General features: G+C 26.1%; 28 protein-coding genes and 1 pseudogene. All 29 read right to left on the reverse strand.

What is annotated here, in order from left to right; genetic code table 11:
* Positions 1-154 precede the first annotated feature (154 nt).
* Positions 155-1,056 (reverse strand): annotated as a pseudogene (locus WAO56_RS11670) (RluA family pseudouridine synthase).
* On the reverse strand, positions 1,053-1,727 hold the full coding sequence (locus WAO56_RS11675; protein WP_422144235.1) for a uracil-DNA glycosylase: 675 nt from the start codon (positions 1,725-1,727) through the stop codon (positions 1,053-1,055). Before WAO56_RS11675 ends, WAO56_RS11670 begins: the two are co-directional and overlap by 4 nt.
* Positions 1,728-2,201: a signal peptidase II gene (lspA, locus tag WAO56_RS11680; protein ID WP_422146372.1), complete on the reverse strand. Its 474-nt coding sequence runs from the start codon at positions 2,199-2,201 to the stop codon at positions 1,728-1,730. It abuts the gene before it with no gap.
* Entirely contained in the window at positions 2,194-2,973 is a 780-nt protein-coding gene (locus tag WAO56_RS11685) for a YlmH/Sll1252 family protein (protein WP_422144237.1), read from the reverse strand. Before WAO56_RS11685 ends, lspA begins: the two co-directional genes overlap by 8 nt.
* Positions 2,974-2,982: 9 nt before the next feature.
* Complete coding sequence (locus WAO56_RS11690) at positions 2,983-3,483, reverse strand: cell division protein SepF (RefSeq protein WP_422144238.1); 501 nt, start codon at positions 3,481-3,483, stop codon at positions 2,983-2,985.
* A gap of 12 nt (positions 3,484-3,495) precedes the next feature.
* Complete coding sequence (locus WAO56_RS11695; RefSeq protein WP_422144239.1) at positions 3,496-4,188, reverse strand: YggS family pyridoxal phosphate-dependent enzyme; 693 nt, start codon at positions 4,186-4,188, stop codon at positions 3,496-3,498.
* 8 nt (positions 4,189-4,196) lie between these two features.
* Positions 4,197-5,369 (reverse strand): HlyD family efflux transporter periplasmic adaptor subunit, encoded by a 1,173-nt coding sequence (locus tag WAO56_RS11700; protein WP_422144240.1) that lies wholly within the window; start codon positions 5,367-5,369, stop codon positions 4,197-4,199.
* A 157-nt stretch (positions 5,370-5,526) separates the two neighbouring features.
* On the reverse strand, positions 5,527-6,096 hold the full coding sequence (gene pyrE / locus WAO56_RS11705) for an orotate phosphoribosyltransferase (RefSeq protein ID WP_422144241.1): 570 nt from the start codon (positions 6,094-6,096) through the stop codon (positions 5,527-5,529).
* A 9-nt stretch (positions 6,097-6,105) separates the two neighbouring features.
* Positions 6,106-7,002, reverse strand: coding sequence for a dihydroorotate dehydrogenase (locus WAO56_RS11710; protein ID WP_422146373.1), 897 nt, complete (start codon positions 7,000-7,002; stop codon positions 6,106-6,108).
* Positions 6,989-7,723 carry a dihydroorotate dehydrogenase electron transfer subunit gene (locus WAO56_RS11715; protein WP_422144243.1) on the reverse strand — a complete coding sequence of 245 codons (735 nt, stop codon included), beginning with the start codon at positions 7,721-7,723 and terminating at the stop codon, positions 6,989-6,991. The genes WAO56_RS11710 and WAO56_RS11715 overlap by 14 nt, the downstream gene beginning before the upstream one ends.
* Entirely contained in the window at positions 7,710-8,567 is an 858-nt protein-coding gene (pyrF, locus tag WAO56_RS11720) for an orotidine-5'-phosphate decarboxylase (protein ID WP_422144244.1), read from the reverse strand. Before pyrF ends, WAO56_RS11715 begins: the two co-directional genes overlap by 14 nt.
* 1 nt (position 8,568) lies before the next feature.
* Positions 8,569-8,997 (reverse strand): aspartate carbamoyltransferase regulatory subunit, encoded by a 429-nt coding sequence (locus WAO56_RS11725; protein ID WP_422144245.1) that lies wholly within the window; start codon positions 8,995-8,997, stop codon positions 8,569-8,571.
* Positions 8,997-9,917 (reverse strand): aspartate carbamoyltransferase, encoded by a 921-nt coding sequence (gene pyrB / locus WAO56_RS11730; RefSeq protein WP_422144246.1) that lies wholly within the window; start codon positions 9,915-9,917, stop codon positions 8,997-8,999. Before pyrB ends, WAO56_RS11725 begins: the two co-directional genes overlap by 1 nt.
* A gap of 83 nt (positions 9,918-10,000) precedes the next feature.
* Positions 10,001-10,807 (reverse strand): Cof-type HAD-IIB family hydrolase, encoded by an 807-nt coding sequence (locus tag WAO56_RS11735; protein ID WP_422144247.1) that lies wholly within the window; start codon positions 10,805-10,807, stop codon positions 10,001-10,003.
* 29 nt (positions 10,808-10,836) lie between these two features.
* Complete coding sequence (locus tag WAO56_RS11740; RefSeq protein ID WP_422144248.1) at positions 10,837-12,075, reverse strand: glutamate-5-semialdehyde dehydrogenase; 1,239 nt, start codon at positions 12,073-12,075, stop codon at positions 10,837-10,839.
* Positions 12,068-12,865, reverse strand: a complete 798-nt coding sequence (proB, locus tag WAO56_RS11745; RefSeq protein ID WP_422144249.1) for a glutamate 5-kinase — start codon at positions 12,863-12,865, stop codon at positions 12,068-12,070. Before proB ends, WAO56_RS11740 begins: the two co-directional genes overlap by 8 nt.
* Before the next feature lie 71 nt (positions 12,866-12,936).
* The gene (locus WAO56_RS11750; protein WP_422144250.1) at positions 12,937-13,476 is read right to left on the reverse strand and encodes a CYTH domain-containing protein; all 540 of its coding nucleotides are present in this window, start codon (positions 13,474-13,476) and stop codon (positions 12,937-12,939) included.
* Entirely contained in the window at positions 13,476-14,198 is a 723-nt protein-coding gene (nagB, locus tag WAO56_RS11755; protein ID WP_422144251.1) for a glucosamine-6-phosphate deaminase, read from the reverse strand. Before nagB ends, WAO56_RS11750 begins: the two co-directional genes overlap by 1 nt.
* 46 nt (positions 14,199-14,244) lie before the next feature.
* The gene (locus WAO56_RS11760) at positions 14,245-14,916 is read right to left on the reverse strand and encodes a metallophosphoesterase (protein ID WP_422144252.1); all 672 of its coding nucleotides are present in this window, start codon (positions 14,914-14,916) and stop codon (positions 14,245-14,247) included.
* A 7-nt stretch (positions 14,917-14,923) separates the two neighbouring features.
* The gene (locus WAO56_RS11765; protein WP_422144253.1) at positions 14,924-17,149 is read right to left on the reverse strand and encodes an ATP-binding protein; all 2,226 of its coding nucleotides are present in this window, start codon (positions 17,147-17,149) and stop codon (positions 14,924-14,926) included.
* Positions 17,146-18,228, reverse strand: a complete 1,083-nt coding sequence (locus WAO56_RS11770; protein WP_422144254.1) for a metallophosphoesterase family protein — start codon at positions 18,226-18,228, stop codon at positions 17,146-17,148. The genes WAO56_RS11765 and WAO56_RS11770 overlap by 4 nt, the downstream gene beginning before the upstream one ends.
* A gap of 7 nt (positions 18,229-18,235) precedes the next feature.
* Positions 18,236-18,859, reverse strand: a complete 624-nt coding sequence (locus tag WAO56_RS11775) for a hypothetical protein (protein ID WP_422144255.1) — start codon at positions 18,857-18,859, stop codon at positions 18,236-18,238.
* A 36-nt stretch (positions 18,860-18,895) separates the two neighbouring features.
* Positions 18,896-19,948, reverse strand: coding sequence for a molybdopterin-guanine dinucleotide biosynthesis protein B (gene mobB / locus WAO56_RS11780; RefSeq protein WP_422144256.1), 1,053 nt, complete (start codon positions 19,946-19,948; stop codon positions 18,896-18,898).
* Between the two features lies 1 nt (position 19,949).
* Positions 19,950-21,131 (reverse strand): molybdopterin molybdotransferase MoeA, encoded by a 1,182-nt coding sequence (locus tag WAO56_RS11785; RefSeq protein WP_422144257.1) that lies wholly within the window; start codon positions 21,129-21,131, stop codon positions 19,950-19,952.
* Positions 21,132-21,189: 58 nt separating this feature from the next.
* Positions 21,190-21,540 (reverse strand): arsenate reductase family protein, encoded by a 351-nt coding sequence (locus tag WAO56_RS11790; protein WP_422144258.1) that lies wholly within the window; start codon positions 21,538-21,540, stop codon positions 21,190-21,192.
* Between the two features lie 9 nt (positions 21,541-21,549).
* The gene (locus WAO56_RS11795; RefSeq protein WP_422144259.1) at positions 21,550-22,302 is read right to left on the reverse strand and encodes an amino acid ABC transporter ATP-binding protein; all 753 of its coding nucleotides are present in this window, start codon (positions 22,300-22,302) and stop codon (positions 21,550-21,552) included.
* Between the two features lie 7 nt (positions 22,303-22,309).
* Positions 22,310-22,954 carry an amino acid ABC transporter permease gene (locus tag WAO56_RS11800; protein WP_422144260.1) on the reverse strand — a complete coding sequence of 215 codons (645 nt, stop codon included), beginning with the start codon at positions 22,952-22,954 and terminating at the stop codon, positions 22,310-22,312.
* 62 nt (positions 22,955-23,016) lie between these two features.
* Positions 23,017-23,820 (reverse strand): amino acid ABC transporter substrate-binding protein, encoded by an 804-nt coding sequence (locus tag WAO56_RS11805; protein ID WP_422144261.1) that lies wholly within the window; start codon positions 23,818-23,820, stop codon positions 23,017-23,019.
* A 116-nt stretch (positions 23,821-23,936) separates the two neighbouring features.
* Positions 23,937-25,844, reverse strand: a complete 1,908-nt coding sequence (thrS, locus tag WAO56_RS11810) for a threonine--tRNA ligase (protein ID WP_422144262.1) — start codon at positions 25,842-25,844, stop codon at positions 23,937-23,939.
* Between the last annotated feature and the right edge of the window lie 127 nt (positions 25,845-25,971).

Below are 25,971 nucleotides of genomic sequence, written 5' to 3' on the forward strand. Positions count from 1 at the left end.
GATAACAAAAAAGCTCTATATGGTGAAATAAAAGTATGAAAATTTAAAAAATTAAAAAATAATAACCATTAAAAAAAGCCTTAATAGCAAATTGGTGTTCTTCTCTAAATTTAGAGTCCACCTATTAGCCATATAAGACTTTTGAAATTATAAATTAAAATAATTTTTTTACTGCAGATTTAAATACATTATTTGGTTCTGCAGAAATTATTATATCTTTTCCTGTTATGGGATGTTTGAATTCTAATTTATATGCATGTAATAATTGACTTTTAAAATTTACTTTTTCATTTTTTTGTCCATAGATTTTATCCCCAACAATACAATGATTTATATATTTAAGATGAACTCTAATTTGGTGAGTCCTACCAGTGTCTATATTAATTTTAAGTAAGCTGTAATTTTCATTATATAATATTGGATAAATTCTAGTAATTGCTTCTTTTCCTATATCCTTTCTAACTGACATTTTTTTCCTATCTTTTATATGTCTACCTATAGGTAAGTCTACAACTATTTGGTCTTGGATTTTGCCATGAACAATGGCTAAGTAAGTTTTTTTACACTTCTTTCTTTAAACATTTTTTGTAAAAGTAAATGTATATTATTATTTTTAGCAATTATAATAAGTCCGGTAGTATCCTTATCTAGTCTATGAACAATACCAGGTCTAAAAGGTAAATCCAAGTCCGATAAATCTTTAAACCTATACATAATGGCGTTAACTAAGGTATCTTCTGTAATTGATTCAGTTGGATGAACAACCATGTTTGCTGGTTTGTTTATAATAGCTAAATACTCATCTTCGTACACTACTTCTAATAATATATTTTGTGGTTTAATACTAATATCTTTTTTTTCTGGAATATAAACAAGTATAGAATCTCCGTATTTAACCTTAGCACTGGGTTTTACAATTTTATTATTTAAATAAACAGAATTATTTGAAAACAAATTTTTTATAAAACTTCTAGAATATTCTTGTAAATAGTCAGTTAAATATTTATCTATTCTTGTTTCGTCAAAAGAATCTACTTCAATTTTAAATTCATTCATATATTTTCTATCTGCCAGTCTATCGGTTTTAAATTATTTTTCATTAAAAAATTATTACATTTAGAAAATGGTTTGCTTCCAAAAAATCCTCTATATGCTGATAGCGGTGAAGGATGAACCGATTTTACAATTAAATGATTTGGATTTTTAATAAGTTTTTCTTTATTAATTGCATTTCTTCCCCAAAGAATAAAAACTATAGGTTTTTCTCTTTCTCCAAGAATTTCTATTATTCTATCAGTTAAAATTTGCCAGCCTAAATCCTTATGGGAATTAGCTGAACCAGCTCTAACAGTTAAAGAGGTATTAAGCAATAATACACCTTGATTAACCCATTTCATAAGGTAACCATTATTTGGAATATAGCATCCTAAATCATCTTTTAATTCTACAAATATATTTTGAACTGAAGGTGGCTTTCTAACACCGGGTAAAACAGAAAAACTATGACCATGGGCCTGATTTGGACCATGGTAAGGATCTTGCCCTAAGATTACAACTTTTACATCATTATAGTCAACCTTTTTTAAAGCATCAAAAATTAAATCCATAGAAGGATAAATTTTAAAGTTCATATATTCTTTTTTTAATATTTCTCTAAGATTTAAATAATATTCCTTATTAAATTCGTCTTTTAATAATAAATCCCAGCTGTTACCTAAATTAACCATCTATACTCCCTCAAAATCCTTTGTAAAAATAATAGCAATAATTAATAATATACATCCTGATACAACAAAAATATCTGCAAAATTGAATACTGGAAATTCATAGCCGTTAAAAAAAGTATAGGATATAAAATCAACAACATATCCTCTAAAGAATCTATCTATTAAATTTCCAATAGCTCCACCAATTATTAATGATAAACTAATTATAGAAAGTAAACTGAATTTACTATAATTTTTTATTAATGTTATTACTAATAATAAAATAATTATTATCGTTGCAAATAATAATATAAATTTTTTATTTTGGAAAAATCCAAAGGCTGCCCCTCTATTTTCTACATAAACTAATTGAATTTTCTTTCCAATTAAATCAATTGAATTATTTTTCAAATTTAATGCTTTAAATTTAGTAAATTGATCTATTATTAAAGCAAGTACTATTACAATTCCTGGTAACATAATTCTCCTACTCATATTTTATATACTCTATCTTATATTTGTTTTTTTTAGTAACTCCTAGAATATTTAAAAATTTAAATCTTCCAAATCCTTTAACTGAAATAATATCTCCCTCTTTTAATTCATAATGAGATTTCTTTATTTCTTCATAGTTTACCTTAATTTTTCCAGAATTTAATAAACTACTAGTTTTATTTCGTGGATAATTTATAATTTCAGAAATAATTAAATCTAATCTAAGAGATGAAACAATTGCAAAATATTTTTTAGTATTTTCTATTAGATCATCAAAAGAAAAATTATTGTCCAAAGAAAAACTTACCTTATACTTTGAAATTGATAATAGATTCTGTAGAACATAATTAGACAAGGAAGTCCTTAAGATAATAGTGATTTTTTTATCTGTAAATAGAATATCTCCAACTTTACTTCTATTTATTCCCAGTGCTAAAAGTGAGCCTAGTACATCCCTATGATTAATATTATCTATTTTGTCAGTACTGATTATATTAATATAGTCATATATATCTAATGAAGATACATAAGGGCTAATTAAAATACAATTCCTTTCACATTTATCACTATTAGGTATAATTTTATAATCAAAGCTGGAAAAAGTATTAATACTTTTTATGCAATAATCTATTTCATTAGGCGTTAGAAAGTCGGAGCAATAGGTTCCACCACTTCTCTCTACTACAAATAGACTATCAATAAATTTCTTGATAGTCTGTTTCGTTTCTATATCCTGTATATGATTTAATATTTTCGAATATTCTATGTTCATGGCTATCAATTATAATTGATAAAACCCTTTGCTTTGTATTTGGTCTTTAATTTTACCATCAATTTCAAGTTCCTTTGGTGCGATTACAAAAATATCTTTAGTTACTTTTTGCATTTTACCACTTATAGCATAAATTCCACCACTTACAAAGTCGAAGGTTTTTCTCTTAATATCAACATCTAACATTTCTAAATTTAGAACTACTATGTTCTTAGATATAATATCATCTAGAATCAATGGAGCATCATCATATTTTATAGGTTCGTGAATAAGAATTTTTACTCTATCTGATACATAATTGTCCTTAATACTTACAACATTGCTCTTTTTGAATTTATTATTATATACATCATTGTCTTTTTCATTATAATAATCATTAGAATTACTACTTTCGTTTACAGAAGGACTATCATCGTAATAATCATCTTCATAATAATCGTCCTCATAATAATCATCATCATAATCTTCATCTAAACCAATTAAATTTTTAAATTTATCAAAAACGCCCATAGTTTTCCTCCATTAATTATAATTTCTTTCACCAAAAATACTAGTACCTACTCGAATCATGTTAGAGCCTTCTTCTATTGCTACTTTATAATCATGACTCATTCCCATAGATAAGTATTCCATATTAATATTTTTAAAGTTTTTATTAGCTAAATCATCATATATATTTTTAAGTTTTCTAAAGTAAACTCGTACTTTTTCTAAGTCTTCATAGTAAGGAGCCACTGTCATTAAACCTTTAACTTTAACAAACTCACATTCTTCAATTTTTTCAATTAGCTCCAATAAATCTTCCTCATGTAAGCCGGTTTTACTTTCTTCTTTTGCTAAGTTTAATTCAATTAAACAATTAAATATATAATTGTTGTTTTTTCCTCTTTTTTCTAATTCCTTTAGTAAGGATAACCTATCTAAAGATTGAATTAATTTTACCTTATTAACTAAATATTTTACCTTATTTGTTTGTAAATGACCAATCATATGAAAAATAACATCAGAATTATTTATTTCTTCATATTTCTTAACTAATTCCTGTACTTTGTTTTCTCCAAATTCTTTTTGACCATGATTGTAGGCTTCTAATACTCTTTGAGAGTCTACAGTTTTTGAAACTGCAATTAAAGTAATATCCCTATTAATTGAAAGTTCGTCTTTTATATTTTTAATATTATTTTGTATTTCATCTAAATTAGTACTTATACTCATTTTATCACCTATTCTAATAATTCACCTAATTTTACTTTTGTTGGATTTTTAATTATTGCATCATAAGAACTAACAGTTTCCATTTCCTCACCATCAATCTTAATCAATCCCTCATTACCATAATTTATAATTGCTTTTTTATCCTTGATTGTAATTACTTCTACAGGTTTAAACGAAACAACTCCACTAGGTTTTCTTATATAAACACCTACTAAATCCTTATTAGTTATTAAAGATTTTTCTGGTATTTCATATGATTTTGTAGAAAAATTTATAATGTCAATATTATAAAATCTGTCTTCATTTAATGAATCGAAACTTGTATCAAAGTATGCTGCTATTGTAAAAATCTTATTTTTTAAATCAATATCTTGTATAGTTCCAGTAATATAATCATCATTGATTTTAATGGTAATTTCTCCACCAATTTCATAAGTTTTCTTTATATCTTTAGCATTTATAGTAAAAACCAAACCAAAATAATTATTGTTAACTATTTTCAATCCTTTTTTATGGGACTCTTTACCAGAATTTAAATTTTTTATATTAAAATCCAATAAGTTTAAATCCATTCTATAAATATTATATATGTCTTCATATCCATCTACTTCAGTAAAAATAACTCCTGGATTTTTTGCTTTAATTTTCTTCCCATTAGATTCAAGAATAGATTTGTATATATTATTTTGACTTTCTAAATATTTTTTATATTCAACTTCATGATTTTGATATGTATCAACTGGTAAATTACCAATTTTTTCATAGTTATAATCATTTAAACTATCTATTATATCTTCAACAGGAAGCAGTTCATCAGATTTATCTTCTTTTTTTAATTTTTCTAACTTATCATTAACAATATTTGTATTTAGACCATATTTGTTAGCAAAATCATTTATAGAACCTAAAGAAGTATTAACAGATATTCTCGAAGTACTTTTTGCTCCTAAATTTAAATTCTCATCATATGCATATACGTGCTCATCTCTTAGAACTATTGCATTTGTATTGATTTTCTCTTCATAAATCACTGGAGATTTTAAAATAATAGTATTGTTTTTTATAAATTTAATATAAAAATTTCTAACAACTACTAGTATAATAAAAACAAATATTATAGATAAAATATTTATCTTTAATTTTTTTTTATTAGCTTTCTTAGCTGATTTTAATTTACCCATATAATCCCCTAAATTATTATAACATATAAAGAATGAAATACTCGTGCAAGGTATAATATTTAGTCATATAATGAATTAATATCATACTTTGTTAATTTATTTTGAATAATAAAAAATAGACATATTCAATTATGTCTATTCTTTATTATATTTTAAATTAGAATTTTTTTCTACTACCTGGTTTTACTAATTCAATATTTTTCTCACATAATGGGCAATTATCTTTTTCATAAGTATTAATATCTAAAGCTACTGCAGAAAATAATTTTGTACCTATATCTTTTCCGCCTGTTCTATCAACTAAAGATGCAATACCTACTACATTTCCGCCATTTTCCTCTATAACTTTTATAGTTTCTAAAGAACTTTTACCTGTAGTAACTACATCCTCTACAATAAGTACATTTTGACCTTCCTTAATTTCAAATCCTCTACGTAAAGTCATTTCATTATTTTCTCGTTCTGTAAAAATAGCAGGTACCCCTAAGGCTCTACCTAGTTCATAGGCAATTATAATACCACCCATTGCTGGACCTACAACTATGTCGATTTTTTCATCTTTTAATTTTTCCTTCAAAACTTTACAAACTTCTTCAGCTTTATCTGGGTATTGTAATAATTTAGCACATTGTACATATTTATCACTATGTTTACCAGATGAAAGTAAAAAATGTCCTGTTAATAAAGCATCACTTTCCTTTAAAAGTTCTATAATTCTATTTTCCATATTGTCCTCCTAAATTATTCCCGTAATTTCCTTTAAGTCTTTAATATTTTCTTTTATCATAAATCTTTCAATACCATCTATAATATCTTCCATAACATTTGGTTTTATGAAATTAGCTGTACCAACTTGTATAGCTGTAGAACCAGCCATAATAAACTCAATAGCATCTTGCCAATTCATTATGCCACCCATTCCTACTATTGGAACATCAACAACATCATGTACTTCTTTTACCATTCTTAATGCAATTGGTTTAATTGCAGGTCCTGATAATCCAGCAGTAATATTTTTAAATATTGGTTTTCTTTTATATATATCAATAGCTAATGCGTTAAATGTATTTACCAATGACAAGCTATCGGCACCAGCTTCAACACAAGAAATAGCCATTTCTTTAATATTTTCTGCATTTGGAGATAATTTTACCATTAAAACCTTATTAGTTTTTTCTCTAACTTTTTTTACAATATCATAAGCCGTATCGCATTTAATTCCAAAGGCCATTCCACCCTCTTTTACATTTGGGCATGAAATATTTAATTCAATAATTTCTATATCGGTCTGTTCTATTAATTCAATACTTTTTAAATAGTCTTCTACTTGAGAACCACCAATATTAGCAATAATTTTTGCATCAAATTGTTTCATAAAATCCAAATCGTTTTTTATAAATTCAGATACTGAAGGATTTTGTAATCCTATGCTATTCATGATACCAGATGCTGTTTCATGAATTCTTCTTCCTTCATTTCCGTCTTTTTTATAGTATGTTAGGCCTTTAGTTGAAATACCTCCAATTTTATTTAAATCTACATAAGGTTCAAATTCCCTACCAAATCCAAAAGTTCCTGAGGCTGCTATTACTGGGTTATTAAATTCTACTCCACAAATATTAACTTTCAACATCAAAAATCACCTCATTACCATCAAAAACCGGCCCTTCATGACAAACTCTTTTAATTCCCTCTGTAGTATTTATTGCACATCCTAAACAAGCTCCTATTCCACAAGCCATATGAGCCTCTAAAGAGTAATATGATTTAGCATCTAAATTTAATTTTTTTAAAGAATTCATCATAGGATTTGGTCCACAAGCATAAACTACATCATATTTATCTTCAATATAATCAGTTACAAAACCTTTTTTACCTTCATTTCCGTCATTTGTTGTAACAATAATATTATCTACAAACTTACTCATTTCATCCATTAAATAACTTGAGCTTCTAAATCCTGCAAATAAATCTACTTTACAATCTAATGTTCTTGCAAGATATTTCATAGGAGCAAGTCCTATACCTCCAGACACCAAAGCTACTTTTTTATCTTTAACAATTGGAAACCCATTACCTAAAGGTCCTAGTATTTCAACTTCAGCACCTTTTTTAAGATTTGATAATATTCCAGTCCCTTTACCAACTACTTGATATAGAAAAGATATTTTATTTTCATTTAAATCAAATATACTTAAAGGTCTAGGTAGTAAAGGATATTCATCCCATGCTCTAATCATATAAAATTGACCAGGCTTCCCCTTAAAATCCCCTTCTATTTCAATTAAAAATATATCTTCATCTATTTGTTCGTTTTTTAATATTTTCCCGCTAATATAGTTATTTTTTTCCATAAATGTCATTCCTCATAATTTCTACTGCTTGTCTAGTATATTCTTGGAATTTTTCTTCTCCATCTTCGTGTTTTTTATAAGCAGTAATTATTCCCCTTGAAGAATTAACTACACCTCCATTAAAGTTATCTAAATATAATCTTATATCTTCTGCTTTACCACCTTGTGCACCATATCCAGGAATTAAGAAAAATGATTTTTTAAATCTTTCTCTAATTTCTGTAGCTTCTTCACTATATGTTCCACCTACGACAAAACCCAAGGAGCTATAACCACATTCTCCAATAAACTCATCAGCCATTTTATATATATTTTCACCAATTTCATAATATAAAGGTTCATTATTATATTCTAGATATTCAATATCTTTTGCACCAGGATTTGATGTTCTTAAAAGAACAAAAGCTCCTTTTTCTCCAGATTTAAAATAATCAAAATATGGTGTAATACTATCATAACCCATGTAAGGATTTAGTGTTATAAAATCCACTTCAAAATCACCACTAAAATGAGCTTTTGCATATTCTTTAGCTGTAGCAGCGATGTCTCCCCTTTTAATATCACCTATAGATAATGCGTTTTTTTCTTTTAAATATTTTAAAGTTTTTGAATAAGCCTTTAATCCTTCTAATCCCATAGCTTCATAGTAAGCTATTTGAACTTTATATATACCAGTTATATCATTTGTGCAATCTATTATTTGTTTGTTAAATTCAAATACCACATCAGAAATATTACTTGATTTATTTTTTATATTCTCAGGTATATAATCTAAACTAGTATCAAGTCCTACACAAACAAATCCTTTGTTCTTTACTGAATCATATAATTTATCAATTATCATTTTATGCCTCCATATCATATATTTGATCACAATATTCACATTTATATAGTGAGTTTTCCCTATCAACTAAGGTAAATTTGTGAACAATATTTCTTTCACTAGTGGAAATACATCTAGGATTCTTACATTTTATAACATTTTCAATATATTCTGGAAGAGTCATATTTATTTTTTCAACTATTTTTTGATCTTCAATAATATTTACCGTTAAGTCTAGGTCAATAATAGCAAGAGCTGTTAAATCTATGTCTATAACATTTTCGATTTTAATCATATCTTTTCTACCGAATTTTTTTGAAGAAGCATTCATTATTAAGGCAACAGAGTAATCTGCCTTATCTAAGCCTAACATTTCAAAAATAAGATGTCCGTGACCAGGTTTTATATGATCAATTACAATTCCTTTATTTATACTATTAATATTTAACATTATTTCACCCCTAGTAATTTTAGAATAAGAGCCATTCTTACAATTACACCATATTTAACTTGATCAAAATATAATGCCCTCTTATCAGAATCGACTTCTACGCTTATTTCATTAACTCTTGGTAGTGGATGTAGTATAGCTAAATCCTCTTTTGCTTTCCTTAATTTTTTATTATCTAAAATATAGCTGTCCTTTAATCTTATATAATCCTCTTCATTAAAAAATCTTTCTTTTTGAACTCTTGTCATATATAAAATATCTAATTCTTGTATAATATTGCCTAGTCTTTCTTCTTCAATATATTCAATATTATTTTTTTGTAAATTTATTTTAATATATTCAGGGATCTTTAACTCTTCAGGAGAAATAAATACAAATTTATTTCCTTTATGCTGTGACATAGCTTTCACTAAAGAGTGTACCGTTCTACCAAACATTAAATCACCACATAAACCAATTGTTAGATTTTCAAAAGTTTTTTTACTTTCTAAAATTGTTAACATATCTGTTAAGGTTTGTGTTGGATGTTGATGTCCTCCATCTCCAGCGTTAATTAAAGGTACGGATGTGTAATCCTTCGCTAATGTAGATGAACCTTCCTTAGGATGCCTCATGGCAATTATATCTACATAATTACCAACTGTTCTTATAGTATCTGCTAAACTCTCACCTTTTGCTGTAGAAGATGATTGACTTTCAGAAAAACCTATACAATCTCCTCCTAATCTGTGTATTGCAGATTCAAAACTTAATCTTGTTCTTGTTGATGGCTCAAAAAAAAGAGTCCCTAGAATTTTTCCATTACATAAATTAGAAAAATTCTCAGGACTCTTTATAATGTCTTGAGCTAATAACATAATATCCATAATCTCAGAATTTGTAAAATCATTAATTTCAATTAAATTCCTACCCTTAAGCATTATTTTCCTCCTCAGACATTTAAATAATTCTTTTTTAATTTTTTTCCCTAAATACAATAACATTTATAAAAAAATATGTCAAATTATAAAAAGTATTTTTTTATAATACTTACTACTCCTTGGTTATCATTTGAGTCAGTAATTTCGTCGGCGATTTCCTTTAAACCGGACATAGCATTTTTCATAGCTACACCCTTTCCTGCATATTGTATCATCTCTATATCATTTTCGCCATCACCTATTGCAATTATTTCTTCTCTGTTTATATTATAAGAATTTGCAATATATTCTAAAGCTCTACCTTTTGAAATATCATTACGATTAATTTCTAGGAAAAATGGTAGGGAAAAAAATAATTTTGAAGAGTTATTGTTTTTTTCATAAACGGATTTGAATTTTAATAAATTTTCATACTCATCTGTTATTGCTACTTTATTTACCTTACTGTACAAATTATTTTCTTTTAAGAACTTATCTAAATCCCCTACTTCTATAGCTGGATAATCTGTAAATTTATCTATAATTTTTCCAAATTCATTTTTCTTAGATGCAATAAAAGAATCATTTTCTACAAAAAGTATTGAATTAAAGTTCATTCTCTTCGATAAATCAATTGAATATTTTACCTGTTCTTCAGGTAATGTTAAATTCATAATATGGTCAACACCATCTGAAGTAGTAATAATAGCTCCATTCATTGAGCCGACTAATCCATTTAATCCGATTTGATCCGATAAAGAAACTATGGATTTAGGTTCTCTACCGGATATAATGGTAACTTTTACTCCTTTATTAATTAAATGTTTTATATGCTTTTCTGTTTCAAAATCAATTATGTGTTTACTTGTTAAGGTTGTGCCGTCCAAATCTAATGCTAATAATTTATACATTCACTTCTCCTAATATTTAGATAAAAATTTTATCTAACTTGCCCATTTCCTAAAATAATGTATTTTTCTGATGTTAATTCTTCAAGACCAACAGGTCCTCTTGCATGTAATTTTTGTGTTGAAATCCCCATTTCAGCTCCTAAGCCAAATTCAAAGCCATCAGTAAATCTACTGGAAGCATTTACATAGACACATGCACTATCAACTAAATTTAGGAATTTATTACTGTTGTCATAATCTTTTGTTACTATAACTTCAGAATGATTTGTACTAAATTTGCGGATGTGTAAAATTGCTTCATCTATTGAATCTACTACTCTCATTGAAAATGCATAGTCCAAATATTCCCTTGCATATTCTTCATCAGTAGCATCTTTAATATGACCTAGTTTAATTTTAGATATTTCATCTCCATATACCGTTATATTATAGTTATCAATAAGCTTTTTTAATTTAGAATAAAAATCATCAGCTACATTTTTATGAACAAGAAGTGATTCCATAGCATTACAAACACTTATTCTTTGAGTTTTAGCATTTTCAATAATATCTATTGCCATGTCAATATCAGCATATTCATCTACATATACATGACAGTTTCCATCTCCTGTTTTTAAAACTGGGACTGTGGAATTTTGTACTACGGATTTAATTAACCCTGCACTTCCTCTAGGTATTAATAAATCTACATACTTGTCTAACTTCATCAATGCATTGGCACTTTCTCTTGTTGTGTCTTCAATTAATTGAACGAAATTTTCATTAAAACCTAATTCTTTAATGGATTCCCTAATAATTTTTACTATAGCTTTATTTGATTCAATAGCTTCCTTACCGCCTCTAAGAATTAAACTATTTGATGATTTTAAACACAAAATACTACATTCTAATGTTACATTTGGTCTTGATTCGTAAATAATGCCTATTACACCCATAGGAATTCTTTTTTTTCCAATTTGTAGACCATTAGGCAATACTTCCATATGGTCAATAGACCCTATAGGATCTTTTAAATCTCTTACTTTATTTGCAGAGTCAACCATACCTAAAATACGTTCTTTATTAAGTAAAAGTCTGTCTATTAATCCTTCACTTAATCCATTTTTTCTTCCATTTTCTATATCTATTTTATTTGCATTAATAATATCTTCTTCAAATTTTATCAAATTATCGGAAATTTTATTTAAAATATTATTTTTATCAATTGTCGATAATAAGCTCAAATCAAAAGAAGCTTCCTTTGATTTTCTACCAATTTCATTAATCATTTTTTTTACTCCTAAAATAAGTTCCTATTTCTTCACCTTCAAGAATATCCTTAATAATTTTCATATCTTTACCATTTGCCAATACAACATCTATACCTTTTTCCATACATAAACTTGCAGCACTAATTTTGGTTACCATTCCACCTGTACCAACTTTAGAATTTGTACCTTGGGCACAACCTTTTATCTCTTCAGTAATAGAATTTACATTTTTAATTAATTTTGCGTCTCTATTTTCTCTAGGATCACAGGTGTATAGTCCATCTATATCAGATAATAGAACTAGTAAATCTGCATCTATTATTCTAGATACTATTGCTGACAAAGTATCATTATCTCCAAATTTGATTTCAAATGTTGAAATAGTATCATTTTCGTTTACTATTGGAATTACATTTAAGCCAAACAATTCATCAAATGCATTTTTTGCATTAGTAAGCATTAATTCATCTGTTTCGATATGTTTAGTTAGCAAAATTTGTGCACCATGATAGCTAAACTCGCCTAGAATACGATTATAGGTGTTCATTAGTGCTACTTGTCCAACTGCTGATGAAGCTTGTTTCAACGCCGTTGTATTAGGACGATTTTTTAAATTTAATCTTTTAGAACCTGCTGCTATTGCACCTGAAGAAACTAAGACAACTTCGTATCCATGATTTTTAGCATCACTTAATTGCCAACATAAATCAAATATCTTTCTTAAGTTAATATCACCGTTTTCATGAGTAATTGAAGATGATCCAACTTTTATTACAACCCTTTTTAAATTTTTTGAAAACTCTCTCATTGCATCTCCTACCTTATGTCAATTATATTTATTATAGCAAAGTAATAAAATAAAAAAAAGAGAGCATATAGCTATCTTCTTAATTCGTTTTGTAATTGAGTTATAGATTTAAGAGAAATATGCTCTTTACTAATATTTAATTCATCTAATAACTCATACAGTTCCTCATTTGTACTTGCTTCAACTTCAATATATGGGAAAGGATATGTATCCTTATCCCATTTATCGAAATCTATTCTCAAGTTTTTATACCTATAGGAAGTTCTTTCCTTTGTTCCAACAATATATTTGTCAAGTTTTAAATTTTCCAATATTTTTATTAAATTCTTCTTATTGTCAAATTCTATAGTATATTCTAAATTCTCTCTAGCATACTCATTATTAACTTTTTTCTTAAAGGTTAATTCCTTTTTTTTAGAATTGTCCAATAAATTTTTAATCTCCCTTATTCTTAAATAACAATCCGTATCTATTAAGGGGAAAATTGTTGAATCAATAACGGTATTAGTTTGAAATTCATGAGCTATTAAAGTTGCACCTTTATTTTGCAATAATTTTTCATAGTAATTAAAGTTAAGTCCTAATAATTTAAACTCTAATTCCCTTTCCACTATTTTACCTCAACAGAACTTTCATCTATTATCACAGTTGTATCTTGATGTAATTGTAATAAGGAAACAGGCCAATTAGTGCTTATTTTATTACTATTTAGCAGATATTCTGTTGCTTCTTCCTTGTTTTTACCACTAATTAATATAATGATTTTTTTAGCGGTGAAAATTGTCCCCATTCCCATAGAAATAGCTTTAGTTGGAACATCTGATTCCTTTTCAAAAAATCTAGAATTTGCCTTAATAGTACTTTCTGTTAAATTTACTATACTTGTTTTCGCATTTAATTCTTCACTTGGCTCATTAAAAGCAATATGACCATTTGAACCTAAGCCAAGAATTTGTAAATCAACCCCACCTATTTTTCTTAATTTATTCTCATAATCAACAATTTCTTCTTCAGGCTCGTTTGTTCCACTAGGAATATTAATATTGTTCATATTTATATTTACATGTTTAAATAGATGTTCATTCATAAAATAATTGTAAGACTGATCGTTGTCTTTGCTTAAGCCAATATATTCATCTAAATTATAGGTTACTATTTCAGAAAAATCTAATCCCTTTTCATGTTCTTTTATTAATTCCTCATACAGACCTAACGGAGTTGAACCTGTTGCTAAACCAAGTACTGAATTTTTTTTCTCATTAATTTGTTCTACTACTAACTCACATGCTTTTTTACTTAATTCTTCATAATTTTTTGTATAGATTACTTTCATATTCTCATTCTCCTTATTAAGTTTTAAATATTAACTATAAATCATATTAATATATTAATTTAGGAATAAAATTCAAATAGTCACTAGAAGTGCAAAAATATTTTATTCCATCTATTGTACCTTCAATTATATTACTTAGTCCAGGACCGTGCAAATGGCCATAGGTACAAATTTCAACATTGTATTTTTTTAATATAAAATGAAATTCATTTGGAACACCATTCCTATCAAAAGGTGGATAATGTAATATTGCAATTTTTTTATTAGTTGATTTTGCCGTTTTTATACTCATTTCTAATCGCAGTAATTCTCTTTTAAATATTTTATATTCATCTGAATCTTCATTACAATCTTCCCATCCTCTAGTACCAACAATGGAAATTTCATTAAAGTCAAAAGAATTGTTCTGTAAAAAAAACATACTACTTAAATTCAAATCATTAATCTTTTTTAAAGAGCTCCACCAATAATCGTGATTTCCCTTTATTAAAACCTTTTTACCTGGAAGTCTTTCAATTCTAATTAAATCATTATAAGCTTCCTTAACAGTCATTGCCCAAGAAATATCTCCTGCTACTAAAACTATATCATCATTATTAACTATATTTTTCCAATTGTTAAATATTCTATTTTCATAATTTTCCCAATTTTCACCAAATAATTCCATAGTTTTATTACCGGTGTAATCTAAATGTAAGTCTGAAATGCTATATATCATATTTCTCCTATAAATAAATAACTTCTTTTTTTAAAAGATTATTTATTAAGTTCTTTTCTCTTTCTTGACAAGTAAAAATAATAATTTGTCTATTTTTGCTAATATTTTTCAAATAATCCAAAGTTTTTGATAATCTATAATCATCAAAATTATTAAAGGCATCATCAAAAATCAATAACTCATCCTCATTGAAAATTTCATTAGCCAAAGCAATTCTTAGTCCTAAATATAATTGATCCATTGTACCTCTACTTAAAGAACCAATGTCTTTATATTCTCCTAATTTGCTATTGTTAAAATTTATATTTAAATCCTCATCAATTTTAATAGTCATATTGTAATTAGATATTAGGTCAAAATATTTTTTTAAGAAACTTGCCATTCTTGGAAGATAGTTTGTCTTAATTTCATTATGAGCTTTTTCTATTTCATTAATCGCAATATTTAAAGAACTAATATAATTATTTACTTGTTCTATTTCACTTTCAGTTTGACCTAACTCTTCAATTAATTCTGGTAATTTTTTCACATCCCCTTCAAGAAAATTTTTCTTCTCTTCAAGGGATGCTATTTCACTAATTAAAAAATCTGATTTAGTTTTTGCATCATTTAAATTAAAATATTTAATATCTTCAAATTCTTTTTCATATTCTATAAGATTATTATCAAGACTTTTACTACTATAACTACTATTAATTGTCTTTAATTCCTTAAGCTTTTCATTTAATTCTCTTTCCAACTCTGTAAAGATTTCTTTATTCTTTAAATGATTATTTAAATCAAATCCAGTTTCATTTCTTATTTTCATAGAAATTTCTTTTAACTCTTCATTTTTAAAGTCCTCATCATTTAAAAGAATTTCTATATCCCTATCTTTTTCATCTAATTCTTTTTTTGTTTTTTCATATTTTTCGTAAATAGTTTTATCAATATTTAAAACCCCTGAACTTAATATACTCTTTTTATTTAAATTTTCATTGAAATTATTATTTATTTCTTCAACAATGTTTGTTTCCTTATTATTTAAAAATATTATTAAACTAATTGACACACCAAAAATTGTTACAAAAAATAGTAATATAAAAACTAATATATTTGAAAAATTTGAAACAAATAAAAATAATAAAGTTAAAATTGAAAATATTCCTGTACTTAGAATAAGTGAAAAAATTGTTTTTTTGTTTTTTGATAATTTAGTTAACTCTTTTTTGTAAAAAGTTTTTTTATCTTCATATTTTACTTTATTCTCAATTTCTTTATATTCACTATAAATATATTTTTTGTTTTTTGATAACTCATTGAATTCACGCTGAATATATTTAATTTCTTCCAAAATTTCTTCGGATTTTTTTATATCTTCATTTGCAAGTTCCTTTAATTTACTATATTCCTCTAATTGTTTTCTTAAGTCAAAAATTTCTTTTTCTAGATTTTCTTTTTGTTTTATTATTTTTATTATTTTTTGTTGTTCTTTATATTCTTCAAATTTATAATATAAATCAATATTACTTCTTAACTTTTTAAAGTCCTTAACTTTTTTATCTAATTCAAAAAGATAATCATCGTACTGATTTTTTAAGTTTTTTATATTTGATATTTCTTTGTTTAATTCTATTTCCTTGTTTTTAAGTATTCCATAGGGTTTCTTTAAGGATTTTTCAGTTCCAATATTATTCTTAATTGTGTTTAATTTATTCAAACCTTCTATTACAGAGAATACTTCATTATTTTCACTTAAGCCATCGGCTATTTTTTCTGAAATATACTTTGTTGAATTAGTAGAAATTTCTATATTATCTTGTCCTACTAAAATAGTGTTTATAAAAACATCGCTACTACATTTGAAAAAGTATTCTCCAGGAAAACTTAAATTACTTTCCTCGTATTCTTCAAAATCCTTTGAAACATCTATTCCAGTTATTTCATCAAAAATTTTGTATGTTTTATTTGCAAAATCTCTATATAATCTATATTTATTTAAATTATAAATAAATACAATACTCCCCTCATATTTGTCACTTGTCCAAGGTTTATATTTATAATAATCTTCTGAAAATCTTAAGGATTTTAAATGTGGTTTTACAAATCCATAAAACATGCCTTCAATAAATTTTACTACAGTTGTTTTACCAGATTCGTTTCTACCCTGTATTAATGTAAAATTATCTTCTAGTAAAATATTCTTGTTTTTAAACTGTCCAAAATTCATGATATTTAATTCAATTAACTTCATTTATTTTCCTTTAAAATTGCTTTCAAACCTAGTTTTAAAGCTTCAGAGTTTACAGGGTTATTCATATCATATTCTGACATATTCTTTAAAAATACCCCTATAATATTATTTTTATTTAATTTTCGAAGTTTTTCTAGGTCTAAATTATAGTCTAATTTATTATTGATTTCTAAATATGTTACATAGTTTTTAAGTTCATTTTCAATAGCTTCTTTATCTATTTCATATTCTTCTGGTAAATTTCCCGTTAAATTTATTCTAATATAATTTTTTTTGTCTGAATAAATCCAATCATTTAAAAGTAAATCCTTTAATTCATAAAAATTAAAATTTCCATCTATTTCATATTCAACTTCAGTAAAAACTGATTGAGAGACATCTAAAAATTCTATTGCTAGTTCTCGGTCTTTAAATTCTCCTAAAACAGCACCATGTAAACCTTGTTCTTTAAAACTTAAAGGCTCTATTGAACCAGGATATATTATATTTTCTGCAATTGCACTTGGCTTATGTAAATGACCTAAGGCAATATAATCAAATCCTATTTTCTGTAATTCATTCATATCAATTGGTTGATATTTAAAATTTGTATTAATTATATCTGTATGAATTAAAAAATAATTTCTTTTAGATTTATTTAAAGAAATATTTTCAAAAATATTATCCTTATTTAGAATATTGTCAATATAACTTATTCCATAAACATCATATTCTTCAAATTCATATTTAGTTATTTTGTCTTCTTTAAATAAATATACATTACTAGGTAAATCTATTAACTTCCATTTTGATTTATTTCTATATGGATCATGATTTCCGAAGATTATAAATACATTTGTAAAGGGTATTTTTCTGAAAAGGTCGCTTAATCTTTTTAAATCAGACAAAGTTACATATTCCTCATTATATAAATCTCCTGAAAGCAATAAAATGTCAACTTCTTTCTTCTTGACTATATCTATTAAACTATCGATGCTTCTCCATATATCATTTCTTCTTTCAATTGCTAGCTCTTTAGGAAAGGAAGAGTGTTCAAAACTAGAAGCAATATGAAAGTCTCCACTGTGTAAAAATTTCATAATCCCCCTATTTGTAATAACCATATTTTTCTTTTTTATCTTGTTTAATATATATTCTTAAATTGTTAATATCTATATTATATAAATTGAAAATTTTAATTAACATATCTCTAAATTTATTTGAACTAAAATGAGTTTCCGCATATAAGTTTTGAGAAATCCGTATAGGATTAATCATTTTTTTAGAATCTTTATCAAAGTATGGTCTAGTTCTACCATTAAATTTAGTTTTGTTTATTAGTGAATGTAATTTTTCTTTATCTATTTTATATAGATAAAATAATATTTGCTCGTATAATTCTTTAAAAGATGATACTTCAATATTTTTCCCCCTATAAATCGAATAGGATTTTGGTTTAGTATAGGAAAAATCATGGAGTAAATTTACAGATTTAGAAAACACTTTTTCATTAGACAATATTTCCAGTGAAAGTTGTATTCCTTCAACAGGTATTAAAGATTTAATTTTAACAATATTATCGTAGAACTCTTTAATCTCCCTATGATTTTTTAAGTCTAAATCATAGGTTTGAGCCATATTAAAACACTTTTCTAAATTTTCTAAAGAGTCATATATATTAAGAATCAATTGTGGATTTTCTTCCTTCAATATTTCAAAAAATCTGTCCATTTAATCACCAATTAAATTATATCAAATAAAATTATCCTAAACTAATTGTTTAGGATAAATATAGTGTTTTATAACAAATTCTGCAAATTTTTCTACATTAGATAAATCAAATATATTTTCAAATTCCTCTGAAAAATCTACAATATCGGTAATAATCCCTTTTAGTGGTTTTTCCGTTATTATTTCTCTAGAATTTTCCTGTCTAATTACTTCAAATTTATCAAAATCACTATTTTTTAAACCTTCAATAACTATTAAATCAAAATCTTCTAATCTGCTTAATAAAAAATCAATAGTTATTTTTTTGTTTTCCAATAACATATACTTTTTATTCGAAAAAATTGCCACACTATCAGCACCAATATTATAGAACTTTCCAGTATCTGTTTTATTATCTATATTAAAATCATGGCCGTCGTGTTTTATAACACATATTTTATATCCTTTTTCTTTTAATATACTAACTAACTTTCCAATAAAAGTAGTTTTCCCCGAATTTTTTCTACCGCATATAGAAATTATATTCCTACTAAGAAGTTTGTAATAATCTTCTTTTGTATTAACATTATACAGTATATTATCATTAAAAATACTATATCTTAAATCTATAATTTTAGTAAAAGGTTCTTTTAGAAGTTCTTTTAATTTATAATTTTCATTATGAATATAATTTTCTAAAATTGGAATTAGTTTCTTCGAATAAATTGCTCCAATTGGATGTAAATTATTATTTGATTTAATAGAAAAAATATAATAATCACTAGAAATATAAGACTTGATATAGTTGACAAAATCCAAGTTAATATTTTGCATATCTACTCCTGTTATGAAATTATATTCATGTTTACTAGCCTTTAATATTTCTAAAATCCCACTAATAGGTCCTATATTTTTATATACATCAGAAATATATTGGATTTTGTCTAATTTTTTTAAATTTAAATCATTAGAAGAAACTATAATATCATAATCTTCAAATAATTGAATTAAATTTTCTAAAAAAGTATTTCCCTTATAAATTAACTGGGATTTATTTTCTCCCATTCGAGAACTTTTGCCACCAGCTAAAATTCCTATTCCTATATTCATATTATGGTAAGTAAATGACCTTTACTTTATCTCCTTCTTTTATTTCTGTATTTGATTTTTGTACTATTAAACAATTACAATTTAGCAAATTGGAAATTACTGAAGATGAGTGTATGTCTTCAAGTTCAACAAACTCATTATAGTACCTTGCTCTAACATATCTTTGTAATTTACTAGGTTTTAAATATCCCTTTTTTACAATTTTTTCATATTCAATATTATTAAATTCCTCAGAATTATAATATTTAGCTGCAATTGGCCAAAATAATACTTGAAAATTGGCTAAAGCTGCAAAGGGATTTCCTGAAAGACTCATTATAATAGAATTATTTATTATTGCTGCAGAAACAGGAGTCCCCGGTTTCATAGCAACTTTTTTAAATAAAATATTATTTGAAATTTTACTATATAACTCCGGAATTAAATCATATTTACCTACTGACACTCCCCCAGTTGTTATTATAATATCTGATTCTTTTGAGGCTTTTTCAACATTTTCAGCAATTTTAAAAAGATTGTCCTCTACAATTTTAATATTATTTACTTGAATATTAAATTTTTTCAAATATGAATTTATTGTAAATAAAGTACTACAATATATTTTCCCATTTTCTAGTTTTTCTCCAGGATATAGTAATTCACTACCTGTGGAAATTAAGGAAACGGAAAGGGGTTTTACAACCTTTATCCTATTTAAACCTAAACTAGCAAAAACACCTAGATGAATTGTGCTTATAATAGTACCAGCTTTTAATATAAGCTCACCTTTTTTTATGTCTTCACCAATATGACAATAGTTTGAGTATTCTTTTTCTTTCCTGTGAATATTTACATATTCTACTCCATAATCCGTATCTTCCTGTTTAACAATACAATTATATCCTTCTGGGATATAGCTTCCAGTCATTACTCTTATAGCAGTATTTGGTTTATATTCTATATTTTTAAACTCGCCAGCATAAATTTCATCTATTACTTTAAATTTTTTTGTATTTTCTAAATCTTTATAATTTACAGCATAACCATCCATAGCGGATTTTGGAAATTCTGGAACATTTATTTTTGAATATAAGTCTTCAGCTAAGACATACCCTTCAGAAGTTAAGAGATTAACTTCTAAATATTCTGTTTGTGTCTTAATATTATCTTTTAATATTTTTATTGCATCTATAACATTTATCATATTCTCATCCTAAAATTAAATTTCTATTATTAATTATACTATAAAAAAAGAAGTGATATCACTTCTTTAATTCATTATATTCTGTTTCTTTAAAACCTACTAAAACAAGATCGTTATTAATTAATAATGGTCTTTTAATTAACATACCATTAGAAGATAAAAGAGTAATTTTTTCTTCTTGTGTCATGTTAGGTAATTTATCTTTTAAGTTTTTTTCTCTATAGAGTTTTCCACTTGTATTAAAAAACTTTTTAATATCTAACCCACTTTTATTTATTATTTCTTCTAACTCCATATAGGATGGTGGTTCTTTAGAAATATCTAATAATTCAAAATTAAAATTATTATTTTCCAAATATTTTAATGCTTTTTTACATGTACTACATTTAGGATAACAATATACTTTCATACTACCTCACTATTTTAAATTTAAAAAATTTTTTGTTCTTTCATTTGAAGGATTAACCAATACTTCTTCTGGTGTTCCTTCCTCAACAATATACCCATTATCCATGAATATAACTCTGTCAGCGATTTCTTTTGCAAATTCCATTTCGTGGGTTACTATAACCATAGTAGTATCTTCCTTTGCTAAAGCTTTAATTACTTTTAATACTTCTTGAGTTAGTTCAGGATCTAAAGCTGAAGTCGGTTCATCAAAAAAAATAATTTCTGGATTCATTGCAAGGGTTCTTGCAATTGAAACTCTTTGCTTTTGTCCTCCTGACAAACTATAAGGATATGATTTTTCTTTACCTTGTAAATTCATTTTTGAAATTAAATTTTCAACTATAGTGTCAATTTCATCCTGGTCTTTTTTTTGTACTAATTTTAAGGCCAGAGAAATATTTTCATAAACATTTAAATTTGGAAACAAATTAAAATTCTGAAAAACCATACCATACTTATTATTAATTAGTTTATAATTTTCTACCTTAGCATATATAACTTCATTGTTTTTGGTTTCAGCTAAAATTAAATCATCATATTTAATTTCACCAAAATCTATTTTTTCCAAATTAACTGCACATCTAATTAAGGTTGACTTACCAGAACCTGAAGAACCTATAATAGCTACAACTTCACCTTTCTTTACAGATAAAGAAATATCCTTTAGAACATTTTCATTACCAAAACTCTTTCTAATATTTTTCATTTCTAATACTTTCATATTATACCTACCTATAATAATTATATCTATTTTCTATTTTATTCATAATTTTTTCTACTAAGTAGTTAAAAACAAAATAAAATATACCTACTGCTAGAAAAGCTAACATATTTGAATCTCTATTAGCTATGGATTTAGCCAATGTAAATGTTTCGGTAACAGAAATAGCAAAAGCTAAGGAAGTATCCTTTACTAAAGTTATTATTTCATTGGTCATTGCAGGTAAGGAATTTTTAAATACTTGTGGTAATACAATATTCTTATATGTTTGCCATTTACTTAATCCTAAAATATTTGCAGCCTCATATTGACCTGAATCTATTGATTTAAAACCACCTCTATAGATCTCTGCAAAATAAGCAGCATAATTTAAGACAAAGGCTACTATAACTGCAAAAAATCTATCTGGTGATTTCATACCAAATATATAAAAAGGACCATAAAAAACAAACATTAGTTGTAGCATCAAAGGAGTTCCTCGCATTACGGAAATATATATCTTAGTAATACTTGAAACTAATTTGTTTTTATTATGTTTTAAAAAATATATTACCATACCCAATGGAATTGATAAAACCAATGTTAGTAAAAATATTAAAAATGTCGTTGAAAACCCTTTAGAAAGTTCTTTAAAAATATTTAATATATACATATTTCACCTAATATTTAAAATATTTACAGATATGATTTTAATCATATCTGTATTTTTTCTGTCTATTTAATTAAAGTTTTATCTTCACCTATCCATTTAATAGATAACTCTTTTAAAACTCCTTCTGAAGCTAATTCTTTAACTGCCTTATTAACCTTATCCCTTAATTCTTCATTTCCTAATTTAAAAGCAATTGCATATTCTTCGTCCTTTAAAGATTCTTCTAAAACTCTAAATTTTCTACCTTTATTAATATTATATTTTGCTACTACCTCATCCATTAAAACAGCATCTGTTGAGCCCTGTTCTAAATCGTTTAAAGCCGTTAAATTATCAGGAACTTTTATAACTTCACCAAGGCTTTCTTTAAACTCTTCTGAATCTTCTAAGGCATACTCTGCTGTTGATCTATCTTGTAATTCAAGGTTTTTGCCTTTTAAATCCTCTAATTTATTAAATTCTGAATCTTCGTTTACTACAATAAGTTGTCTATTTTCCATATATGATTCAGAAAAAGTATAGTCTTTTTCCCTTCCTGTTTTAGTAAATCCGTTCCAAATTACATTTATATTCCCACTATCTAATTCCGCATCTTTTGAAGCCCAATCAATAGGTTGTAAAACTAACTCCATTTCCAACTTTTCAGCTACTAATTCAGCTAATTCTAAGTCAAATCCGGTGTAGCTACCATCTGTTTCCTTAAAGCCCATTGGTGGGAAATTTGCATCAAATCCAACAACTAAAGTGTTCGAAGAAGTATTGTTTTCTGCTGTTGCTTTTTCATTATTTTCATTTTTATTTGAACAACTAACTAAAAATAAAGATAAAGTTAAAACTATTACTATAATAAAATTTCTTTTTTTCATTTTTCTCTCCTCAATTAATTTATCATTATACTTTATTATGGTATCATAGTAAAATAATTGTGTAAAGACAATAAAAAACACCTCTTAATCAAAAATGACTAAAGGTGTTTAAAATACTATATTCTTTTAGTTTTAATTTCTTCTACTATATTTTTAATAAATTCATCTGTATCTATTGAACCTTGATCTCCTAAGTCCCTTTTTCTAACAGAAACTTTGTTTTCATTAATTTCCTTTTCACCTAAAATTAAGCTATATGGAATTTTTAACAATTGAGCTTCTCTAATTTTAAAACCTATTTTTTCAGATCTGTCATCAACTTGTGCTCTAATTCCGTTTTCCATTAACTTTTCTTTTAATTCGTAAGCTTTATCGTTAAATTTATCGGAGATAGGCAATATTTTTGCTTGTACAGGAGCTAACCAAGTTGGAAACTTTCCTGCAAAATGTTCAATTAAAATACCGATAAATCTTTCCATAGAACCTAAAATTGCTCTATGAACCATTACTGGTCTTTTTTTCTCACCGTCAGAATCTATATAAGTCAATTCAAATCTTTCAGGCATTTGGAAATCCAATTGAATAGTTCCACATTGCCAAGTTCTACCTATTGCATCTTCTAAGTGGAAATCTATTTTAGGACCATAAAAAGCTCCGTCACCTTCGTTAATTGTATAATCAAAATCTTTACTATCTAAAGCATCCTTTAAACTTTGAATTGCAATTTCCCAATCTTCATCGCTTCCCATTGAATCCTCTGGCCTAGTTGATAGCTCTACACTATATTTAAATCCAAATACAGAATAAATATAATCACATAGATCTATAACTTTAGAAATTTCATCTTTGATTTGACTTTTTAACATAAATATATGAGCATCATCTTGAGTAAAGGATCTTACTCTAAATAAACCATGTAAGGCTCCTGATAGCTCATGTCTATGAACTAAGCCCATTTCTCCTAACTTTAACGGAAAGTCCCTATAGCTATGCATATTGCTTTTATAAACTAAAATAGAACCAGGACAGTTCATTGGTTTTATAGCGTAATCAGCATCATCTATTTTTGTAAAATACATATTTTCTTTGTAATGATCCCAATGACCTGATTGGTGCCATAGACTTTCACTTAAAATAATTGGTGTATTAATTTCGCCATAGCCTTCTTTAATATGCAAGTCCTTCCAGAAATTTTGTAATTCATTTCTCAAAATCATACCGTTTGGATGGAAAAATGGAAAACCTGGACCTTCTTCATGAAAACTAAATAAATCTAACTCTTTTCCTAGTTTTCTATGATCTCTTTTTTTAGCTTCTTCTAAAAAATCAAGGTATTCTGTTAATTGTTTTTGTTTTTCAAAAGTAATACCATAAATTCTTTGTAGCATCTTATTGTTTTCATCACCACGCCAATATGCTCCTGCAATACTTAATAATTTAATTGCCTTAACTTTTTTGATTTCATAAAGGTGAGGACCTCTACAAAGGTCTGTAAATTCGCCTAATTTATAAAATGATATAGTTTCATCTTCAGGTAAATTTTCAATAAGATCAACTTTATAAATTTCACCTTTTTCCTTAAAGTAAGCTAAAGCTTCATCTCTTGGCATTTCATATCTTTCCATTTTAAGGCCTTCTTTTGTAATTTTTTTCATTTCTGCCTCAATTAATGGTAGGTCTTCATCTGTAAAACGGTGCTCAGTATCAAAATCATAATAGAAACCATTGTCTATTGCTGGTCCTATTCCAAACTTAACATCTTTGAATAATCTTTGTACTGCTAGTGCCATAATATGTGCTGAAGTATGCCAAAATATTTCTTTTCCTTCAGGATCTTCTATTTTTACAAATCTAACGTTAGAATCCTTTTTAACCGGTTCTTGCATTCCCATAATTCTATCATTAACTACAGCACCTAATACAACTCTTGCCAAACCTTCAGAAATATCTTTTGCAATATCCCCTACTAAAACACCTTCCTTATATTCTCTAACAGAATTATCTGGTAAAGTTATTTTTATCATAATTACCTCCAAAATTTAATTAAATTAAATAATAAAAAAATCTTCCATTCCTACTATAAAATAGTAGGGACGAAAGATTCGTGGTTCCACCCTAATTGCTTCTCAATTAAATAATTAGCTCCAGATT

Source organism: Miniphocaeibacter sp., assembly GCF_049276255.1.
GTDB lineage: Bacteria > Bacillota > Clostridia > Tissierellales > Peptoniphilaceae > Miniphocaeibacter.

Excerpts from the sequence above, each read along its gene's own strand:
- WAO56_RS11795 (WP_422144259.1), bottom strand. The coding sequence starts at position 22,302 with ATGAAAGTATTAGAAATGAAAAATATTAGAAAGAGTTTTGGTAATGAA.
- pyrE (WP_422144241.1), bottom strand. The coding sequence starts at position 6,096 with ATGGAAAATAGAATTATAGAACTTTTAAAGGAAAGTGATGCTTTATTA.
- WAO56_RS11770 (WP_422144254.1), bottom strand. The coding sequence starts at position 18,228 with ATGAAATTTTTACACAGTGGAGACTTTCATATTGCTTCTAGTTTTGAA.
- proB (WP_422144249.1), bottom strand. The coding sequence starts at position 12,865 with ATGAGAGAGTTTTCAAAAAATTTAAAAAGGGTTGTAATAAAAGTTGGA.
- WAO56_RS11715 (WP_422144243.1), bottom strand. The coding sequence starts at position 7,723 with ATGGAAAAAAATAACTATATTAGCGGGAAAATATTAAAAAACGAACAA.
- WAO56_RS11760 (WP_422144252.1), bottom strand. The coding sequence starts at position 14,916 with ATGATATATAGCATTTCAGACTTACATTTAGATTACACCGGTAATAAA.
- WAO56_RS11740 (WP_422144248.1), bottom strand. The coding sequence starts at position 12,075 with ATGATTAATGAAATTGGTAGAAAATCAAAGGAAGCTTCTTTTGATTTG.
- WAO56_RS11765 (WP_422144253.1), bottom strand. The coding sequence starts at position 17,149 with ATGAAGTTAATTGAATTAAATATCATGAATTTTGGACAGTTTAAAAAC.
- WAO56_RS11800 (WP_422144260.1), bottom strand. The coding sequence starts at position 22,954 with ATGTATATATTAAATATTTTTAAAGAACTTTCTAAAGGGTTTTCAACG.
- WAO56_RS11790 (WP_422144258.1), bottom strand. The coding sequence starts at position 21,540 with ATGAAAGTATATTGTTATCCTAAATGTAGTACATGTAAAAAAGCATTA.
- WAO56_RS11700 (WP_422144240.1), bottom strand. The coding sequence starts at position 5,369 with ATGGGTAAATTAAAATCAGCTAAGAAAGCTAATAAAAAAAAATTAAAG.
- thrS (WP_422144262.1), bottom strand. The coding sequence starts at position 25,844 with ATGATAAAAATAACTTTACCAGATAATTCTGTTAGAGAATATAAGGAA.
- WAO56_RS11735 (WP_422144247.1), bottom strand. The coding sequence starts at position 10,807 with ATGTATAAATTATTAGCATTAGATTTGGACGGCACAACCTTAACAAGT.
- pyrF (WP_422144244.1), bottom strand. The coding sequence starts at position 8,567 with ATGATAATTGATAAATTATATGATTCAGTAAAGAACAAAGGATTTGTT.
- WAO56_RS11690 (WP_422144238.1), bottom strand. The coding sequence starts at position 3,483 with ATGGGCGTTTTTGATAAATTTAAAAATTTAATTGGTTTAGATGAAGAT.
- WAO56_RS11725 (WP_422144245.1), bottom strand. The coding sequence starts at position 8,997 with ATGTTAAATATTAATAGTATAAATAAAGGAATTGTAATTGATCATATA.
- WAO56_RS11685 (WP_422144237.1), bottom strand. The coding sequence starts at position 2,973 with ATGAACATAGAATATTCGAAAATATTAAATCATATACAGGATATAGAA.
- lspA (WP_422146372.1), bottom strand. The coding sequence starts at position 2,201 with ATGAGTAGGAGAATTATGTTACCAGGAATTGTAATAGTACTTGCTTTA.
- WAO56_RS11675 (WP_422144235.1), bottom strand. The coding sequence starts at position 1,727 with ATGGTTAATTTAGGTAACAGCTGGGATTTATTATTAAAAGACGAATTT.
- mobB (WP_422144256.1), bottom strand. The coding sequence starts at position 19,948 with ATGAATATAGGAATAGGAATTTTAGCTGGTGGCAAAAGTTCTCGAATG.
- pyrB (WP_422144246.1), bottom strand. The coding sequence starts at position 9,917 with ATGCTTAAGGGTAGGAATTTAATTGAAATTAATGATTTTACAAATTCT.
- WAO56_RS11710 (WP_422146373.1), bottom strand. The coding sequence starts at position 7,002 with ATGTTGAAAGTTAATATTTGTGGAGTAGAATTTAATAACCCAGTAATA.
- WAO56_RS11805 (WP_422144261.1), bottom strand. The coding sequence starts at position 23,820 with ATGAAAAAAAGAAATTTTATTATAGTAATAGTTTTAACTTTATCTTTA.
- nagB (WP_422144251.1), bottom strand. The coding sequence starts at position 14,198 with ATGAAAGTAATCTATACAAAAAATTATGAAGAATTAAGTAAAAAAGCA.
- WAO56_RS11695 (WP_422144239.1), bottom strand. The coding sequence starts at position 4,188 with ATGAGTATAAGTACTAATTTAGATGAAATACAAAATAATATTAAAAAT.
- WAO56_RS11785 (WP_422144257.1), bottom strand. The coding sequence starts at position 21,131 with ATGATAAATGTTATAGATGCAATAAAAATATTAAAAGATAATATTAAG.
- WAO56_RS11775 (WP_422144255.1), bottom strand. The coding sequence starts at position 18,859 with ATGGACAGATTTTTTGAAATATTGAAGGAAGAAAATCCACAATTGATT.